Origin of the sequence: Rhodococcus sp. AW25M09, assembly GCF_000333955.1 — a bacterium.
Taxonomy (GTDB): Bacteria; Actinomycetota; Actinomycetes; order Mycobacteriales; family Mycobacteriaceae; genus Rhodococcoides.
In genome coordinates this window covers 28684-46424 of the sequence record NZ_CAPS01000144.1, presented here as the reverse complement: position 1 = coordinate 46424, position 17741 = coordinate 28684, and the positions used below count along the sequence as shown (strand labels likewise).

The following is a 17741-nucleotide window of genomic DNA, read 5'->3' as shown; positions in this document are numbered from 1 at the left end:
CGATTTCATTCCAGAACGGACACGCTCCAGCAACAGTGACGGACAGGCCAGCGAAGTAGGCCACCGTGGCTGTCGTCATCGACCGCGTCGTCCAACACCGCAGCGGTGAGATCACCCCGTTCACCGGCTACACCGGAGCCGTCGACCTCGAACGCACCGACGACGGCTGGAAAGTCGCGAACTATCGCCTCATCAGCGCAGGTCTCTAGCCGACTGGCCACCGGCAACACCCTCGCTGTCCACACGCCGCACGAACCGCAGAGAAGGATCTATTGTCATGGGAAAAGTCGGAATCCTCACCGAAAAGCCCTCCGCAGCACGTAACTTCGCGACCGCTTTGGGCGGAATGAGTGGCACGTTCGCAGGCACGGAGTACGTCATCGTCCACGCTCGCGGCCACCTGCTGGAATTGAAAGACCCTTCCGCCATGGTGCCCGCGCCTCTCACCGACAAGTACAAGAGCTGGGAGCTCGAACATCTCCCGTGGAACGCCGACGACTTCCGCTGGGAGCGAGAAATCCGACGCCGGGTGTCCGGCGGCAAGCTGGTCATCGATCCGGACGCCAAAAGCCTGCTCCACGAACTGAAGACGACCCTCTCGGGCTGCGAGAGCATCTGCAATGCAGCCGATCTCGATCCGACCGGTGAAGGCTCACTGCTGGGCTGGGAGATCGTGGAGTACCTGGGCCTCGAGAACAAGAAGCTCGAACGCATGGAGTTCCTGGACGAGACACCGGCATCACTGCGTAAGGCATTCACAGCCCGTCGGTCGGTCACGGCGATCGCTGCCGAGGGCGACTACCGCAAGGCCGACTTCCGGTCGAAGTGGGACATGCTCTCGATGCAGTTCACCAGAGTTGCGACCAAGACGACCGGGGCGAGCACGGTACTGCGTAACGGGCGGCTCAAGTCCGCGATGGTCGTGATCGTCGGTGACGGGCTCGACGCGCACCACGGATACGTCAAGAAGGCGTTCTACGAGAACCGGTTTAGGGACGAGAACGGCGTGACGTACACCGACCCCGAGGTCGATCAATTCGAGAACGAGAACGATGTTCCCGGCGGCCTGCAGTCGTCACCGGTCGCCCACGACGGGACCACACGCAAGAAAACGGGACCGCCGAGACTGATGGACCTGGCCGGACTGTCGTCTCTGCTCGCGAAGAAGGGCTTCGGAGCCAAGAACGTTCTCGACACCTATCAGAAGATGTACGAGGCGCAGGTGGTGTCCTACCCGCGCACCGAGGACAAGTTCATCTCGATCGAGCAGTTCAACGAGCTGCTTCCATCGGTCGACGCGATCGCCGGTGTGGTGGGCGTGGATCCGGCGGCGCTGAGCCATCGCGGCCCACGTACGAGCCATATCAAGGCCGGTGGCGCGCACGGTGCCAACCGTCCAGGGCCCAACGTGCCGCCGAGCCTCGCGGCAGTGGAGAAGGCCTACGGCGAGCTGGGCAAAGAGATCTACGAGCTCCTCGCCAAGAACTACCTGACGATGCTCGCCCCCGATTACGAGTACGACCAGCACCGCGGGCACGTCGAGAAATACCCGAGTTTCGTCGGCACGCTGAATGTGCCCGCAGTACTCGGATGGAAAGGTGTGTTCGTCGTCGACGAGGAGGACCAGCAGACCGGCGACCAGCCGGAAGGAGTCACCGCGCTCGGCAGCGTCGCGGACCCCTTCGTCCACGAAGGCTTCCCGCCGCGGCCGCCGCATCCGACGATGGGATGGCTGATGAAACAGCTCGAGAAGCGGAGCGTAGGTACAGGTGCGACCCGGACGAGCACCTATGCCGAGGTCACGAACAACTCGGCCGGCAAGGCCCTGATGGTCGAGAAGCGCGGCAAGATCACCCTCAGCGCGATCGGTGAACTCAACCATCGGATCCTGCCGGGCACGCACATCGGGGATCTGACGATCACCGAGCAGGTCTTCGAGCAGATGGCGCAGATCGAGGCCGGAACCGGCGAGGCAGCCGACTATCTGTCCCTCGTGGCGGATCTGGTGCGCCGCGACCTCGCGACGATGACGGCGAATGCGAGGACGTTGTCCGGCGAGCTCACCGCACGGATGGGCAAGGCCGGGGTGACCCGAGAAACGGTCGAGATGATCGAGCTGCCACCGGAGCTGCATTTCACTCACGCAGGCACGGTCGTGACCCGTGCGAAGCGGGTCTTCGGCGGCCACCGGTTCACCGACACCGAAGTAGCGGCACTGCTCGCCGGCCGGGTCATCGAGATCGTCGCGACGAGCGCGAAGTCGGGAAAGACGTTCACCTGCACGGGAAAACTCGAACCAGGAGTGAGGGACAAGGACGGCAAGCAGTACCCACACGTGAGCTTCAACCCGCAGTTCGAGGAGCGTGCACCTCGGACCGATCTGGTCAGCGGAGTGTGGAAAGGCAAACAGGTCACGTTCAAAGGCCGCGGATGGGGTGCCAACGACCACTGGCCCGGCAAGGACTTTACCGAGCAGGAAGTCGCAGCGCTGCTGGCCGGGGAGACCATCGAATTCGACGCCACGAGCAAGACAGGTAAAACCTACCGGGCCCGAGGCGCACTGGCCGCGAGCACCTTTCAGGGCAGCAAGACATTTGGATTCAAACTGAAATTCGAGGACCGCAAATCCACCGCAGGCACCAAGAAACGCACCGTGCGTCGGTAAACGGGTGCCGCAGGACAGCAGCCGGGGCCGTACGCCTGCACCCATCGGGAAACGAGTTCGAGCGGCGGGTTCAGAAGAATGTCAGCTGTGCCTCGTCGACGTGGACACGTCCGGGCTTCGTCCGGCGGGGCCGGACCGGGGGAGCGTGCCGAGCCGGCACCGCCAGTGTGGAACCTTCGGCGATGCTGAGGCCGGCAAGTGCGCGGCGCGCCAATTCCTCTCGCACACGGGAGCGTTCGGCCACGCGCGTACGTCCGATCGGAGTGTCTCGGATGCTCCACTCCAACTCCCACGCCGCCGACCCCGGCGTCGGTGCTGCCACAGCGCGGTCGGTCACCCGATCGAGTAGTTGATCGATCTTGTCGATCAACACGTGCGCACACTCATCGAGCACACGCTCAGGCACCGTGGCCGCGGACTCGTTGTCGCTCACACTCGCCACTGTAGAGCCGGGCACTGACGAACAGTCCGCACCTGACACTCGTGGCGACGGACCGACCGACGGAGAAGCGCTTCGCCGCCTCATCGCCGGAATCCCCGACGGGGATCGCGAACGGATACCACCACGGGTCCGGATCGACCGGACGTCGCCACGCTCCTCGGATGTCGTCGTAGGCCGATTCGAGTAGCGCGTTTCGATCTACCGTGTGTCCCATACATCGAACAGGAATTCGCTGATGGCCACAGCTGAGTTCAGGGCGAGCCGGGCGTGTCGTCGATCGGCGGTGCTCGGAGATCCTCGGCCGTGACCGGTTCCGATTTTGTTCCGCAGCTCGCCGAGGCTTTGTACCGAGCTGGCGAGTCCTCGTAAGAGCCCGTTGACGGCCGAGCTCGCGGCGGCGTCACCTTCGACTGATTTGCCGGCGATGTCCAACGCTTTGCTGGTCGCTTTGTAGAGGGTTGGGAGGTCGTCGCTGCGCTTGTAGGTCCCTCCAAGGTCATCGAGGATTTGGATGAACACAGACTCGATCAGCTCTTTGCACGCGCCGATTGCAGCTTCGGGATCCGTTGCGATGCTTGCTTCGATACGTCTCAGATGTCGATCGAGAGTTGTACGGTCGTCGAGTGTTGCTCGGTCGAGGACCAGGCCGGCGGGGCGGTCGCCATGGAAGCTACTGATTCGTCGCCAGTTGTAAAGTGTTCGCCCACTGATGGTTCCGTCTGCGACCAGCTCGTAGTTGTCGGGGGCGAGCAGTTCGTTGAGGCGAATGACCATGGATTCTGCGATATCGGGGTCTCGTACGAGAGGGTGCACGGTGCGGGTGAGAAACCGAAGGAAAGCATCATCTGGACCGGTGCGGATGCTGAACCTGGTGTCCCCGAAGACCCAGCCCTCTCCCCAGTCAGTGTTGTTGATGCAGTGCTGGTGTATGTCGCCGGCGGCGTCCGTGTACCGACGGTCGGTGCTGGGAAGGTCGTGCAGGTCGTATAGGGCGCTCAGGAAAGTGACTTCGTCGAGTTTGCCTACCCAGAAATAGTCGCGATCGAGTGTCAGTGTGTCTATCACTGCCTGGCGAGTGATGTCTGTGATCTCGCGAGCCGTGTGGGGTCGGCGCGCAGGGTCCGCGGGGTTCATCGGACAAGTTTCGCTTAGGTCGTGTGCAGGCCTGCGGCTTGGTACAAAGGTGGCTTCTCGGCCCAGCCGATCATGCCTCCCGGACGCCGGGCCCGCGCGTTCAACGGTTACGGTTTGCCAACAAATGGAGGTAGTCAGATGACGTTTGCGGACCTTATCGCCCAGTTCGGCACCACTGCCAAAGACAAGCTCGACGGGCCGGGAGAGCGTGAAGCGCTGCTTTCCGGCCCTGTCGCCAGGTTGATCGAAGACCTGGGAGCCGAATCTGGCATGAAAACCGTTGCGCACGATGAGGTTCGAGAGCAGGACGGATCGGTTCGCCCCGATTTCGGTGTTCGTGTCAACGACGTCTTGGTGGGGCACATCGAGCTCAAAGCGCCAGGGGTAAGTCTCGACCCAGAGAGTTACGGAAAGACGACCCACAACTACCGGCAGTGGCAGCGCCTGAAAGAACTTCCCAACCTACTTCACACCAACGGCGTGGAGTGGCGTCTGTGGCGATACGGCGAACTGGTGGACGAGCCGGTCAGCCTTCACACACCCAGTCTGACGCGAACACGAGGCAAGCTCACAGCGCCGAGTCGCATGGAGATGCTGCTCAACGGCTTCTTGCGGTGGGAGCCTGCCCCGATCTCATCGGTCTCTAAACTGGTCGACACATTGGCACCGCTGGCTCGGATGCTTCGCGAGGAAGTTCGGTTGGCCCTCAAGGCAGAGCGACGTGCAATCAAAGCTGGCGCAGATCCTGACCTACAACCGTTCCTCGGCATCGCTCGAGACTGGCGCACACTGTTGTTCCCGCACTCCCGAGACGAGGAGTTCGCAGACGGCTTCTCACAGACGGTGGTCTTCGCTCTGGTGCTCGCTGTCAGTGACGGGATCGACATCAGTGCTGGAACGTTGCACGATGTCGCCCGCAAGCTCGAAGGCAACTACAGCCTGATGGGTAAGGCTTTGGACCTGTTGACCGCCCACGTCACCAAGACCCCCACATGGACCGCCATCGAAATAATTGCGCGGACTCTCTCCGCCGCACGGTGGCCCGCGATCGCTGCTGGCGGCGACGACGTCTATCTACACCTCTACGAGCACTTTCTCGGAACGTACGACCCCGAGAAGCGCAAAAAATCCGGTTCGTATTACACCCCGGTCGAAGTGGTGGATGCGATGGTCCGACTCACAGACGACGCTCTGAAAAGTCACCTCGGTAAGCCCGAGGGGTTGCGCAATCCCCACGTCAGCATCATCGACCCCGCGATGGGTACAGGAACATATCCACTGTCTGTGCTCAGGCACGTCGGTGCCGCTGCTGCCCAGCAGTACGGCCCGGGGGCTGCGCCGGAAGCGGTTGCCAGCACCGTTGCACGCTTGTACGGAATCGAACTGCAGTCCGGGCCGTTTTCCGTTGCCGAGTTGCGAGTGTCCGCCGCGCTGCGCGATTCAGGGGCGCAGATGCCTGCCTCGGGACTGAATCTCTACGTCGCTGACACCCTCGAAGACCCCTACAGTGCGAGCAAGACGCAACTTTCTTACACACTCCAGCTGATTGCCAAGCAACGACAGCAAGCGAACGCAGTCAAACGCGAGCGCAATATCCAGGTCTGCATCGGCAATCCGCCCTACAAAGACCATGCCGGCGGCATGGGCGGATGGATCGAGGCCGGCAGCGATCCAGCGACGAACCTGCCCCCGCTGAATGCGTTCAAACTGGAGGGAAACGGGCGGCACGAGCGGCACCTGAGCAACCTCTATGCCTACTTCTGGCGATGGGCCACATGGAAGGTCTTCGAATCGACGAATCATCCTGATGTTCGCGACGGCGGCAGCGGCGTAGTCTGCTTCATCACTGCTACCGGGTACCTTTCAGGTCCTGGGTTTCGCGGAATGCGACAGTACTTGCGGTCGACTTGTTCACATGGGTGGATCATCAACGTCACGCCGGAGGGCAAGCAGCCCCCGAGTAAGAACGCCGTGTTCAACATCGAAACCCCTGTGGCCATTGCGATGTTCCTGCGTCGCCCGGACACCGACGCAGACGTACCCGCTGATATCCGATACATCGACGTCAACGGAACTCGAGGCGAAAAGTTCGAGCGCCTCGCGCACCTCCAGCTTTCCGATCCGGGTTGGCAACAAGCTCGCACTGGCTGGACCGACTCGTTCGTCCCGGCAGGCTCCGACACCTGGGACCAATACCCTGCTGTCGATGATCTGATGCCATGGCGGGCCAACGGCGTCCTCGCAGGACGGGGCTGGGTGTACGGACCCAGTAAAGACATTCTTGAAGAACGCCTTCGAGATCTAGTCAACGAATCCGATCCGTCCGTGAAGTCGACCAAATTCGGCGAGGGCCGCGACGCGTCACTGACCAAAACGAAAACACCACTGTTCGGTGACGATGTCGAGACCGACACCCTGACACCTTTCAACTCCACAGTCATCATCACGGACCCCAAAATCGTGCGTGTCGGCTATCGGTCCTTCGATCGACAATGGCTGATCGCGGATAAACGGCTGATCATTCAGCCCTCACCGGACTTATGGCACGCACGCATACCGGGCCAGGTTTTTACGATCGAGCTCCATTCAGAGTTTCCGAAGTCAGGGCCAGGGCTTGTTTTCACGTCGCTCATTCCTGACGTCCACCATTTCCGCGGCAGTGGTGGAGGCCGGGCGCTTCCTATGCTGCATCCTGACGGAACGCCTAACCTGGCCGCAGGTTTGGTCGAGGCATTGCGAGCCCAATTCGATCTGGGCGTCGCCCCCGCCGATGTTGTGTACTACCTCGCTGCAGTCTGCTCGCACCCCGGGTTCGTCGAGCGTTTTTCCGCCGATCTCAAGACCCCGGGCGTGCGAGTCCCCATTACAACGAACCCAGAACTATGGACCCGAGCCGTTCAACTCGGAAGGCACATCGTCTGGCTTCACACGTACGGGGATCAGGGCGAACACCCCTCAGGAAAGATCTCGGTTCAGGAGGGAGTCCAGCCAGGAGCCGCACACCCGGTCTACGCGACATCTGTCGGCAACTCGATGCCGTCGTCCGTTGATTACGACCCCGAGTCAGAAATCCTACGACTAGGCGAAGGCCGATGGACTGGAGTGACCCAGGAGGTCCGCGACTACACCGTCGGCGGCGCGAACATCATCGATTCGTGGACCGGTTACCGGCTCGCAAGGCCCAAGGGAAAAAGAAGATCGCCCCTCGATAGCGTCAATGTCACAACGTGGCCCGCCGAATGGTCGATCGAGTTCTCCGACCTATTGAGTGTCTTGACACAACTGATCGACCTCGAACCGGCCCAGCAGTCTCTGCTCGAGGACATTCTCGACGGCGAGGTACTTACGGCCGACGAGTTGGCAACGATGGGGGTGCGATGGCCTGCGCAAACAGGAGACAAGGATCGCCAGCCCCGCAAGGCTGCTCGTGGTGGTCTACTCGATGAGTCGTAAGTCCGCGAGGACCAACGACCGTGCTACGAGCCGCTCGTGGGAACTCATCGCCTGAACCCCCGGCGAGAATCGCGGGGTTGTTCGCCAAGGCGGGGTGCGAACCACGTATCGCAAGGGAAAATCTGTAGCCACTGCACGGCAGTGGCGGGGTGATAGAACGCTTCGGCGTCACGATCGTCCATCAGGCCGTCCGAGACGGCATCCCAGTCGCCGTCGTGAGGATGAGCGTCGAGGGCGGCGACGTCTTCGCCGTATTCGGCGTCGGACAGAGCGGCCGAGGCCTGCAAGATAACGATCATGAGCGCCAGTTGCTCGGCCATCGTGCGGGGACGGGGAAGGCGGCCGGCGTCGAGGTCTTCGGCCAGGTCGTCGAACGATCGGGCCATCTGGCGTCGCCACAGGGTTGATTCGTTGTAGGTGCACTCCGGCAGTCGGTCGAACAGATCCCACCAGTCGGTCGGGTCGACAGGATCGTCTCCGCGTTCTTCGATGTCGTCGTACGCGCCGTCGGCGCATACCCCCGCGTGAATCCGCATCAGCCTCCGCTGCCGATCGGTGAGAAAGAACCGCGGGACGAACTCGATGACATCACCCATAACTGTCATGCTGCCGGTCCGTCGCCGAGTCACGCACGACTTCGATGCCTTTTCGCTGCAGAGACCCAGGTTGAGCGGGTACACGGGGTGATCACAGGACGTGACTAAGCGTCTGGCCGAGAGGATGCGAGAGCATCCGGCGATGAGTTATGCTTGTTCAGGTTCGACCGTCGATGAGGGTCACGGTCGAGCGTCCATCCAGCAACAGCGCTTCACCACACCGCTTTTCGTGTGCGTGCATAGTCGTTGTGGGCTGGCCGACGCTCCCAGTGAAGGCCCTCCATGTCGATTCCTCACTCGCTCTCCCCCAGCACTGACCACATCTCGTTCACCATCGACGGTGGTGAACGTCGATGACAACTCGCTCTGTCTCGACGGCCGAGCTGCAGCGTCGTTCACAGATCGCTGCAGCCGCCTATGAACGCGGTCGCCGCGCTGCGCTGGCTGCCGCACGCCGCCGCAGTCTGCCCGACCGGGCGCACACCCGGCGCGAAGAAATTCGCGCACGCTCGCACTCCTACGAGCCGCGCAGTGACAGTCGCGCATTCGGTCTGATCGATTCCGACCTCTCGCTGGCGCGGGCTGCGGCATTTCTCGCCGCGACCGGTGTCGCACACGAGCTGATCGCAGCGCAGACCTTCACCGACCCGGTGCAGCAGGAGTGGGCGAACGCCACGTTCGACCGCACGGCTGTGCACGAGGATGCATGGCGGGAACGGTTGATCGACAACGGCATCGATGACGCGGTACTGCGCCCGGGTCTGTCGCTGGACGTCCTTGAGTTGCCCGCCGAGCTCGATGGCCTCGACTTCGACGACATAGCCGAACGCACCCTCGATGTGTCCTCCACCGCTGCGGACGTCGAACCGATCCGTCTGGCCGATCTGATGCTCGAGACACCACGCCAGAACCGCCCGTCGGAGTCGGTCGTCGACATCACCGACCGAGTCGCGAACGTCATCGAGATCGACCGCGGCGTCGACGCTGCCACCGGGGCTGGTGTGGACGCATGGTGACCAAGAAGCCGACCTCCAAGGGAGCCGGGACATCGTCGTCGATGTTCCCGCTGATCGCCGTCTCGGTGGTAATCGTGTTGATAGCGCTCGGTTACGGCTCACTGTGGCTCGGGCACGTATTCGTCGACACCGGTGAAGATATCCCCGTCAACCCGTTCGGGGCGCTGTTCTCGGTCGCCGGCGGAAAGCTGACGTGGCCGAGCGTATCGACATGGATCTTCGTGATCGCGGTGATCATCGTCTCCGGTCTCACCGGCGTCGCCGCCGCAGCCCGCGCGACGGGCAGCGGCAAGAACGACGTCGACGCCAAGGCCCGCCTGATGGGACCGACATCGAAGCTGACCGGGGTGACCGGCAAACAGGCACGCGAACGCGCGAAGTCGCTACGAACCGATCTTGCCGAGTTGGACACCCTCGACGACTCCGACATCGGAGTCGTCGTCGGACGCACCGTCCAGGGCAACCAGAAGGTATTCATGTCATGGGAGGACATGCTCTTCGCCCTCGCCGGACCTCGTATGGGCAAGACTGCGGCGTTGGCGATCGACGCACTGTGCACCGCGCCCGGCGCGGCGCTGTTCACCTCCAACAAGCGCGACGGACACGACTTCACTCGCGGTGTCCGCGAGGAGGTCGGCACGGTGTGGCGCTACGACCTGCAAGGCATCGCCGAAGGTCCGCTCACCACGAGCGACGGGTTCTGGTGGAATCCGCTGCGCGGAATCGACACCATCGTCGCCGCCCGCAAGCTCGCCTCGTACTTCGCTGCCGCATCGCGCGATGATTCGGCCAAAATCGAGGCGTACTTCGACGGCGGCGCACAGGAACTACTTGCGCAGATGATGTTCGCGTCCGCGTCCGCGTCCGCGTCCGCGTCCGCGTCCGCGTCCGCGTGCGGCGGCGGAGATCTCCTGCACGTCTACGGCTGGCTGTCCGACGAGGCAAAATCGGTTCTGGATGCTGATGTCGACGAAGCCATCCGCCTGATCGATGAACACGTCGACACCGTAGCCAAGGACGCTACAACCGCACGTCAGCAGTCAGACGCCATCAAATCAACGCTGACCGGTATTGCCTCGGCGACGGTGGTTGCGATGAGCGGACCGGTACTGGCGGCAGCGATAGAGCAGGTACTCACCGCTACCAGCAACGAACCAGGCGTCACCGTACTGGGTGGTGTGCGTTTCGAAGCGCAAACCGGCACTGTGGCCGTGACAGCAACCGATCGCTATCGACTGTCCACTCGAACCCTGACAACCACGAACCCGACCGCCATAGCGTGGGCTGCAACGGTGAACGGCGATGATCTGCGCAGTTGCCTGGCTGATCTACGACGGACTGCGCAGGCACGGATCGAAGCCACCGCCTACGGCCTGTGGATGCGGCTGCCAAACTGCGATGACCGGTATTGCCGACTACTGACCGAGCCGTTCCCTGACTACCGGTTGATGCTCGATGACATGCCAGCGATAACTACCCGTGTCCAAGTGTCGACAGCAATGCTCCGACAGGCTCTTGAGGACAGTTCAGCCGCCCTGATCGGGCTTCGCGTCACTGAAATTGGCGTCGACATCGGAAATAGTGAGTCGGACAACCGTATTGAAATACCCGCCAGCGTAAGCGGAAGTCCGATCGAAGTCTGGTTCGAGTTCACCACGCTCTATCCCGCAATCAGCAGCGCAATCGGAGCGGACCTGCTGATCGACTTCCGAGGCCACACACAGCCGGCCACCATTCGCTCCGCCGACCACGGCGACCTCACGACAGTCGCTATGCCCACCATGCCCCCACCTCCAGACGAATCCACGCCACCGAAGGAGCACCACTTATGACAGACGCAAACACGGACCCGACGATGGACCTCATTGCTCAGGCCGTCACCGACGGACGCAGCGGAAACGCAGACACAGCACGCACCCAACTCCAAGACCTGTGGAAGCTCATCGGAGTCAGCGGAGATCCGTTCCACCGCTGCACTCTTGCGCACTACATGGCCGATCTCCATACCGATCCTGCACAAGCCCTCGCGTGGGACGTGCGCGCACTCGACGCCGCCGACGCCGTCAGCGAACAACGCGTCCAACAACATCACACCAACCTGCACATCGAGGGCTTCTATCCCTCACTCCATCTCAACCTCGCCGACAACTATCGTCGCCTCGGCTCGTTCGACACCGCCCGTGAACACCTCACCGCAGCCCGCGAACGCCTATCGGCTCTACCTGACGATTCCTACGGTGAACTCATCCGTACCGCGCTCGACGGTGTGGCTACGGCCGTCGAAAATCAGGACACTACGGTCCGCGCTTCGGCCCCGGCGCGACCGACGGAACACATGACCGCACTCACCAACGATGACGTTGGGCAAGGACGGTTATAGCCATCGACCGCGGTAGTACTCGCTGGCCGAATTAGGTCTGAGTCCGAACAACGCGCTACGAACACTGGCAATTGGGGCGAAGAGCATGCTGAGCACATCTTTAGTCTGAGCGCCGGGGCGCAGGGCTGCGCACCGACACATCATCGCCGCCATATGCAGCAACCACACCGCCACCACATTCACTGGGGATGCAGTCACTCTCCAGCCACAGTGACGGGCAGGTGGGATCCGAAGGTCTCTAGCTGTTGCTGGCCATGACGGTATTGACGGCGTCGCTCCGACTACGGACCCTTCGGATCCAGGGCCTTGGAGGCGGCGTCGCCTACGAACGCTCGCCGAAGGGTGCCGGTGTCTCCGCGGAGTTCACCTGCATCGAGCGCTTGGTCGACGGTGAGGGTACCGGCGACGAGGCCGACGACGGTATCGGCCTCGGCCGCCAGAACGGTCTCCGGTCGATGGTCGTCACCGATGCGCGCGCTCGTTCCATCCTCGTCGATACGGAGAACGATGAGCAGGCCCTCCACCTCGAAGCCAACCTCTACAGGCGGTGCTGCCGTTCTCCCATTGAGGATGGCAGGCAGGGCAAGAGTCAGCCATCGTGGCCGGAACTCGTCATCGCCCCGCCCGGTAGCTAGCAGAGGGACGCCCCACCGCCCCAGAGCCTCCATCGGCTCCTTGAGCTCCGCGCCCCATCGCGTCAGTCCATAGAGGACGCCTGCGTCTCCCAGTGCTCGCTCCACGACGCCGGTCTCCTCCATCGTCCGCAGCCGTTCGGCCAGGAGGTTGCTCGCCACGCCCGGCAGGGAGGCTTTCAAGTCGCTGTATCGCAGGGGGCCTGGCAGCAGCTCGCGCACGATCAGGAGGTTCCAACGGTCTCCGACGATGTCGAGCGCGCGTGCCAGCCCGCAGAACTGGCCGTAAGATCGACGTGACGCCCGATTGACATTTTCAACCATGATTGATTATATCAAGTGAACATCATCGTCGCTAGGGGCTGGCCGTGCCCTGGCCATCGGGGAGGTACAGGCATGGAGATCAGCTGGATTGGTGTGCTCCTCGCGTTCGTCGCGGGGATGGTTGTCGCGATGGCCTGGTACTTAAAGGGTGCCATCGCGGACGCCTGGGAGGGGCTCACAGGCATCACGCCGGAGAAGAACAAACCTGTCCGAACGCGGAACCTGATCCTGCTCGCAGTGTCTAACGCCGCGACCACGGTCGGTCTCGCGTTCGCCGTCGGGCTCACATCGGCTGCGACCGGTAACGACTCCGTGTGGATGGCCGTGGTGGTTGGGGTCGTCGCCTGGCTGACACTGTCCGCATCGACCCTTCTTCAGCACAACTCGTTCGAGCAGAAGCCACTGAAGCTGACGACCATCAACACCGGCTATCAGCTGGCACTGTTCCTGGCGATCACGCTGGTGCTGGGACTGTTCTAGGCGTATCGATCCATGACGGGATTGTCACGTCCTAGCGCTGGGCCGCAGAGCATGACTTCGAGCCCAAGTTCGTCGATCGGCGACAAACCACGCAGGCGCAGCCACAAGAATGCGCCGCTCGCTCCCGAAGGCCGCAATCGACTGATTGAACGCTGCCGTACCCACCAAATCGCACACGCCGTGGCAGAGATGGGCATCTCCCGCGCAACTGCATCGAAGTGGGTGAACCGGTACCGTCAGTTCGGCGAGCTCGGCCTGCTTGTCCGCTCGTCTGCGTCAGCCCAGCAGCCGAGAGCGACAGCTGGCGAGACAGTAGCTCGGATCGAGGAGGCTACGGCGCGGGCATAAGTGGTCGGCGTCCCTCATCGCCCTCGAACTGCATGCAGACGGTGTTGCGGTCAGTCGGCGCACAATCACCCGGCACCTGGCCCAGCTCGGCCTGAACCGCCGCCGATTCATCGACCCGAACGGTGAGACGGAGACGAACCGGGAAATCCAGACGATCACCGCGAAGCATCCCGGGTACATGGTGCACCTGGACGTGAAGAAAGTCGGACTGGCTACGGGGGTCTCATCCGACACCGCTTGTCGCCCAGAGCCAGCACCACCCGGCTATGGCTTGGGAGGGTGTCGGCCAGAGTTGACACCGCTTGATCTCGAGCTGTGGACCGGCTCCAGATCGTCTGTCTTGGACGTCGGTGAATCGGTGGTGAGGACAGGCCGGAGCCAGGCAGTGCGGCTGGCCTTACCGTGTCAGTTTTTCGCGCGAGCTCGTAGGTGTTCGGCCGTGTAGGTCCCGCCGTCCGTGATCATCTGGTCTGGTGTGCCCTCGAAGACGACTTGTCCGCCCTCGTGTCCGGCTTCGGGGCCGATGTCGATGATCCAGTCGGCGGCGGCGATGATGTCGAGGTTGTGCTCAATCACGATGAGCGTCGATCCGGCGTCGATGAGCCGGTCAAGCAGCCCGAGGAGCCGAGAGATATCGGCGATGTGCAGTCCTGTGGTCGGCTCGTCCAGGATGATCGTGCGGCCCGAGGTTCCGAGTTCGGTAGCGAGTTTGAGTCGCTGACGTTCGCCGCCGGAGAGGCTGGTGAGGGTCTGTCCGAGGGTGAGGTAGTCGAGCCCGACGTCATGAAGCCGGGACAGGATGCGCCCGATCGCGGGCTGGGTGAAGTAGCCGAGTGCGTCGGTAACGCTCATCTCGAACACGTCGGCGATGCTCTTGCCATCGACCTGATGCTCTTGGGCCTCGGGGGTGAACCGTCGTCCTTCGCAAACTTCGCATCGGGTGATCACGCCTTCCATGAAGGCGAGGTCGGTGTAGATGATGCCGTTGCCCTCACAGGCCGGGCATCCTCCGGTGGAGTTGGGGGTGAACAGCCCGACAGGTGCTCCGGTGGTCTTGGCAAACACATCACGGATCAGGTTGAGCAGGCCGGTGAAGGTGGCCGGATTGGAGCGACGCGATCCACGGATGGGGCGTTGGTCGATGACGATCGCGTCGGGTTCGACGGCGGGGAGGTTGCCGAGAATCAGGCTGGACTTGCCCGATCCGGCGACTCCGGTCACGGCTGTCATCACGCCGCGCGGGACGCGGGTGGAGACGTCCTGGAGGTTGTTGGTGGTGGCATCGTCGATGCTGATCCAGCCGTCGGGTTCACGCCGCGTCCGGGTCGCGCGCCGGTGCTCGCGGAGTCCGTGCCCGGTAGGGGTGTCGGCCTGGGTGAGGCCGTCGTAGTCGCCTTGGTAGACGATCTGGCCGCCGGAGGTTCCGGCTCCGGGGCCGAGGTCGATGATGTGATCGGCGATTGACATGATGTCCGGATCGTGTTCGACCACGAGCACGGTATTGCCGCGGTCACGCAGAGCCTCGAGCATCTGTCCGAGGGTGGCGACGTCGCGGGGGTGCAGGCCCACGGTGGGTTCGTCGAACACGTAGAGCATGTCGGCCAGGGCGCTGCCGAGATGGCGGACCATCTTGATCCGTTGGGCCTCACCTCCCGAGAGGGTGGACGTGGCCCGGTCGAGGCTGAGGTAGCCGAGCCCGAGGGTAATCATCCGTTTCAGGTGGACGGAGAGGTTCGCGACGAGCGGTGCCACGCCGATACCGTCAATCTTGGCGACGCGCTCGGCGAGGTCACTGATCTGCATAGCGTTGAGGTCGGCGATCGACTTGCCGTCGATCAGGCTGGCGCGGGCAGGCGCGGCGAGTCGGGAGCCGTGGCATTCGGGGCAGGGGCCACGCGACACGATCCGCTCGAAGGCCTCTCGCTGCTTGCCTTTGAACGAGTCGGGTTCGCGCTGGAGGTAGATCCGGTTGAACCGGGTGACGAGGCCTTCGTAGGCGGTGCCGACCGCATCCATCCCGGCGGGCGGGGTGTGCTTGGCGGCGGGTGCGTTCAGGAGCAGCTCGCGTTGTTCGGGGGTGTAGTCGCGGATCGCCAAGTCGGGGTCGAAGAACCCGGACTTGGCGTAGGCCTTCCACAGCCAGGTGCCCGGGTTGAACTTGGGGAAAGTAATCGCGCCCTCGTTGAGGGAGCGGTCGTCGTCGACGAGTTCGGATTCCACGACCGAGGCCGCGACGCCGAGCCCCTGACAGTTCGGGCACATGCCGGCGGGGTCGTTGAAGCTGTAGGCGTTGGAATAGCCGGCGGCCGGCTCACCGATGCGGGAGAACAGCAGCCGTAGACGTGCGCCGATGTCGCTGATGGTCCCGACCGTGGAGCGAGGTCCGCCGGAGAGGCGCTGCTGATCCACCACAATAACGGCCGAGAGGTTCTCCAGCAGGTCGACGTCGGGGTGGGCGTAGCTGGGGAGCCTGCCTTGGGCGAAAGCCGAGAATGTCTCGTTGAGCTGGCGCGCTGATTCGGCCGCGATCGTGTCGAACACCAGCGAGGACTTGCCTGATCCGGATACGCCGGTGACGACCACGAGCTGATGCTTGGGGACGTCGACGTCGATGTCTTGGAGTGAGTTCTGACGGGCTCCGCGTACGCGGATCACGTCGTGGGTCGTGGTCGTCATGACAGTCTCCGGTAGGCACGAATGGCGAGGGGGATGAACGCCGCGGTCAGCGCGAGCGGCCAGCCGATGGCGAAGAGCACGGAGTGGTCGGCGACGAAGGTAACCCCGGTGAGGTCGGTGCCCGAGAACAGTTCACGCGCCGCGGATGCGGTCGCCGACAGGGGGTTCCATTCGGCGACGACTCCGAGCCAGGCCGGCATCGTGCGCGGATCGACGAACACAGTCGAGAGGAACGCCACCGGCCAGATCGCAAGCTGGGCGGTCGTGGCCGCCTCTGGCGTGCCGGCCTTCAACCCGATCCAGACGCCGACCCACAGCAGTCCGAACCTCAGCCACAGCAGCAGGACGTAGGCGAGCACAACATCGGCGACGCCCCCTTCGGGACGCCAGCCGAGCAGCAGTCCTGCGGCGGTGACGACCGCGAGTTCCACGGCGGCAGTGAGCATGTCAGCGAAGACCCGTCCCAGCAGCACCGAACCGCGGGAGATGGGCAGGGTGCGAAACCGGTCGGTGACGGTCTTGGCGGCGTCTCCGGTGACAGCGGTGATCGTCGTCTCGATTCCCGATAGCACGGTGAAGGCGAGAATGCCCGGCACGACGAAGACGATGTAGTCGCCTGTGGTGCCGGCGATCGCCCCGCCGAGCAGGCCGCCCATGAGCAGCATGACCAAGACGGGGAACAGCAGTTGGATGCTGAACGTGACCGGCCGCGCCCGCCAGTGCCGCATCGCGCGGCCGGTCAGGATAACGGCCTCGCGCAGAATGCTGCCCGTGGCCGGACCGTGGTGCTCGATCGTCGTGGCGCTCATGCTGCGTCGCCCCCTTGATGCAGATGCAGGTAGACGTCTTCGAGGGAGGGGTCGCGCAGTTCCATCCGCGGCTCTCCCACGAGCGCCTTTAAGTCCGATGGGGTGCCGGTGGCGACCACGGAACCCTCGCGCAGGATCACGACGTCATCGGCCAATTCGTCGGCCTCCTCCAGGTACTGCGTGGTCAACAGGACGGTAGTACCCTCGTCCACCAACGAGCGCACCGTGTTCCAGATCGTGCGACGGGCGATCGGATCGAGGCCCGTAGTCGGCTCATCGATGAGGAGCACGGCGGGACGGGTGATCATCGAGGTCACGAGGTCCAGGCGACGTCGCATGCCACCGGAGAACCCGGATACCTTCTGCCCGCCGTGCTCGCTCAGGCCCGCCTGCTCCAGGAGCGTGGCTGCCCGCGACCGGGCCGCGGTACGTGAGAGCCCGATCAGCCGGGCAAACAGTTCCAGGTTTTCCCTGGCTGAGAGCACCTCGTCGAGGGCGGCATACTGCCCCACGACGCCGATCGATGCCCGTACCCGTGCAGGATCGCGGTCCACGTCCCAGCCATTGACGCTCACAGTGCCGGAGTCCTTTCCCGTCAGCGTCGTCAGAATCCGCACCAGGGTCGTTTTGCCAGCACCGTTGGCTCCCAGCAGTGCGCACACCCGGCCGGAGTCGACGCGCAGATCGACCCGGGTCAACGCGGGTTTGTCCCGCTTCGGGAAGGTCTTGCGCACCGCCTCGACCCGGATCGAGCCAGGTGGGCTCATCTCGACATCCATGCTGCTC

General features: G+C 63.3%; 14 protein-coding genes and 1 pseudogene. 8 read left to right on the top strand and 7 right to left on the bottom strand.

Annotated features, from left to right (window positions below):
• Positions 1 to 65: 65 nt before the first annotated feature.
• Both RHODMAR_RS28470 and RHODMAR_RS25515 read left to right on the top strand, forming a co-directional pair.
• Positions 66 to 209 carry a hypothetical protein gene (locus tag RHODMAR_RS28470; protein ID WP_157226223.1) on the top strand — a complete coding sequence of 48 codons (144 nt, stop codon included), beginning with the start codon at positions 66 to 68 and terminating at the stop codon, positions 207 to 209.
• 68 nt (positions 210 to 277) lie between these two features.
• Complete coding sequence (locus tag RHODMAR_RS25515; RefSeq protein ID WP_008720593.1) at positions 278 to 2665, top strand: DNA topoisomerase; 2388 nt, start codon at positions 278 to 280, stop codon at positions 2663 to 2665.
• Between the two features lie 70 nt (positions 2666 to 2735).
• On the opposite strand, the gene RHODMAR_RS25510 is transcribed toward RHODMAR_RS25515, so the two are convergent.
• Both RHODMAR_RS25510 and RHODMAR_RS25500 read right to left on the bottom strand, forming a co-directional pair.
• Positions 2736 to 3098, bottom strand: a complete 363-nt coding sequence (locus tag RHODMAR_RS25510) for a hypothetical protein (RefSeq protein WP_042940333.1) — start codon at positions 3096 to 3098, stop codon at positions 2736 to 2738.
• A gap of 207 nt (positions 3099 to 3305) precedes the next feature.
• Positions 3306 to 4529, bottom strand: coding sequence for an abortive infection family protein (locus tag RHODMAR_RS25500; protein WP_198289537.1), 1224 nt, complete (start codon positions 4527 to 4529; stop codon positions 3306 to 3308).
• On the opposite strand from RHODMAR_RS25500, the gene RHODMAR_RS25495 reads away from it, so the two are divergent.
• A complete protein-coding gene (locus RHODMAR_RS25495; protein ID WP_198289536.1) occupies positions 4512 to 7694 on the top strand; it encodes a type ISP restriction/modification enzyme in 3183 nt (1060 codons plus the stop codon). The two genes, RHODMAR_RS25500 and RHODMAR_RS25495, sit on opposite strands and share 18 nt — an antisense overlap.
• Positions 7695 to 7738: 44 nt before the next feature.
• Here the strand turns inward: RHODMAR_RS25495 and RHODMAR_RS25490 are convergent, their stop codons facing one another.
• Positions 7739 to 8299, bottom strand: coding sequence for a hypothetical protein (locus tag RHODMAR_RS25490; RefSeq protein ID WP_051048275.1), 561 nt, complete (start codon positions 8297 to 8299; stop codon positions 7739 to 7741).
• Positions 8300 to 8643: 344 nt separating this feature from the next.
• On the opposite strand from RHODMAR_RS25490, the gene RHODMAR_RS25485 reads away from it, so the two are divergent.
• The 3 genes from RHODMAR_RS25485 to RHODMAR_RS25475 are packed head-to-tail and all read left to right on the top strand — an operon-like array spanning position 8644 to position 11686.
• Complete coding sequence (locus tag RHODMAR_RS25485) at positions 8644 to 9306, top strand: hypothetical protein (RefSeq protein WP_008720584.1); 663 nt, start codon at positions 8644 to 8646, stop codon at positions 9304 to 9306.
• Positions 9300 to 11138: a DNA polymerase III subunit beta family protein gene (locus RHODMAR_RS27215; protein ID WP_008720582.1), complete on the top strand. Its 1839-nt coding sequence runs from the start codon at positions 9300 to 9302 to the stop codon at positions 11136 to 11138. Before RHODMAR_RS25485 ends, RHODMAR_RS27215 begins: the two co-directional genes overlap by 7 nt.
• On the top strand, positions 11135 to 11686 hold the full coding sequence (locus RHODMAR_RS25475; protein ID WP_008720579.1) for a hypothetical protein: 552 nt from the start codon (positions 11135 to 11137) through the stop codon (positions 11684 to 11686). Before RHODMAR_RS27215 ends, RHODMAR_RS25475 begins: the two co-directional genes overlap by 4 nt.
• Positions 11687 to 11967: 281 nt before the next feature.
• On the opposite strand, the gene RHODMAR_RS25470 is transcribed toward RHODMAR_RS25475, so the two are convergent.
• Complete coding sequence (locus RHODMAR_RS25470; RefSeq protein WP_008720577.1) at positions 11968 to 12642, bottom strand: winged helix-turn-helix transcriptional regulator; 675 nt, start codon at positions 12640 to 12642, stop codon at positions 11968 to 11970.
• A 72-nt stretch (positions 12643 to 12714) separates the two neighbouring features.
• Between RHODMAR_RS25470 and RHODMAR_RS25465 the strand changes: the two genes are divergently transcribed.
• Together RHODMAR_RS25465 and RHODMAR_RS29305 are read left to right on the top strand one after the other, a co-directional pair.
• Entirely contained in the window at positions 12715 to 13122 is a 408-nt protein-coding gene (locus RHODMAR_RS25465) for a DUF1761 domain-containing protein (RefSeq protein WP_008720575.1), read from the top strand.
• Positions 13123 to 13173: 51 nt separating this feature from the next.
• A pseudogene (locus tag RHODMAR_RS29305) lies at positions 13174 to 13678 on the top strand (helix-turn-helix domain-containing protein); the annotation flags it as partial.
• A 197-nt stretch (positions 13679 to 13875) separates the two neighbouring features.
• Here the strand turns inward: RHODMAR_RS29305 and RHODMAR_RS25455 are convergent.
• Genes RHODMAR_RS25455 through RHODMAR_RS25445 form a run of 3 tightly spaced genes read right to left on the bottom strand, consistent with a single transcriptional unit; the run spans position 13876 to position 17722 of the window.
• Positions 13876 to 16146, bottom strand: coding sequence for an ATP-binding cassette domain-containing protein (locus tag RHODMAR_RS25455; protein WP_008720573.1), 2271 nt, complete (start codon positions 16144 to 16146; stop codon positions 13876 to 13878).
• Entirely contained in the window at positions 16143 to 16955 is an 813-nt protein-coding gene (locus tag RHODMAR_RS25450) for an ABC transporter permease (RefSeq protein ID WP_008720571.1), read from the bottom strand. The genes RHODMAR_RS25455 and RHODMAR_RS25450 overlap by 4 nt, the downstream gene beginning before the upstream one ends.
• Positions 16952 to 17722, bottom strand: a complete 771-nt coding sequence (locus tag RHODMAR_RS25445; RefSeq protein WP_042940364.1) for an ABC transporter ATP-binding protein — start codon at positions 17720 to 17722, stop codon at positions 16952 to 16954. The genes RHODMAR_RS25450 and RHODMAR_RS25445 overlap by 4 nt, the downstream gene beginning before the upstream one ends.
• Positions 17723 to 17741: the final 19 nt, after the last annotated feature.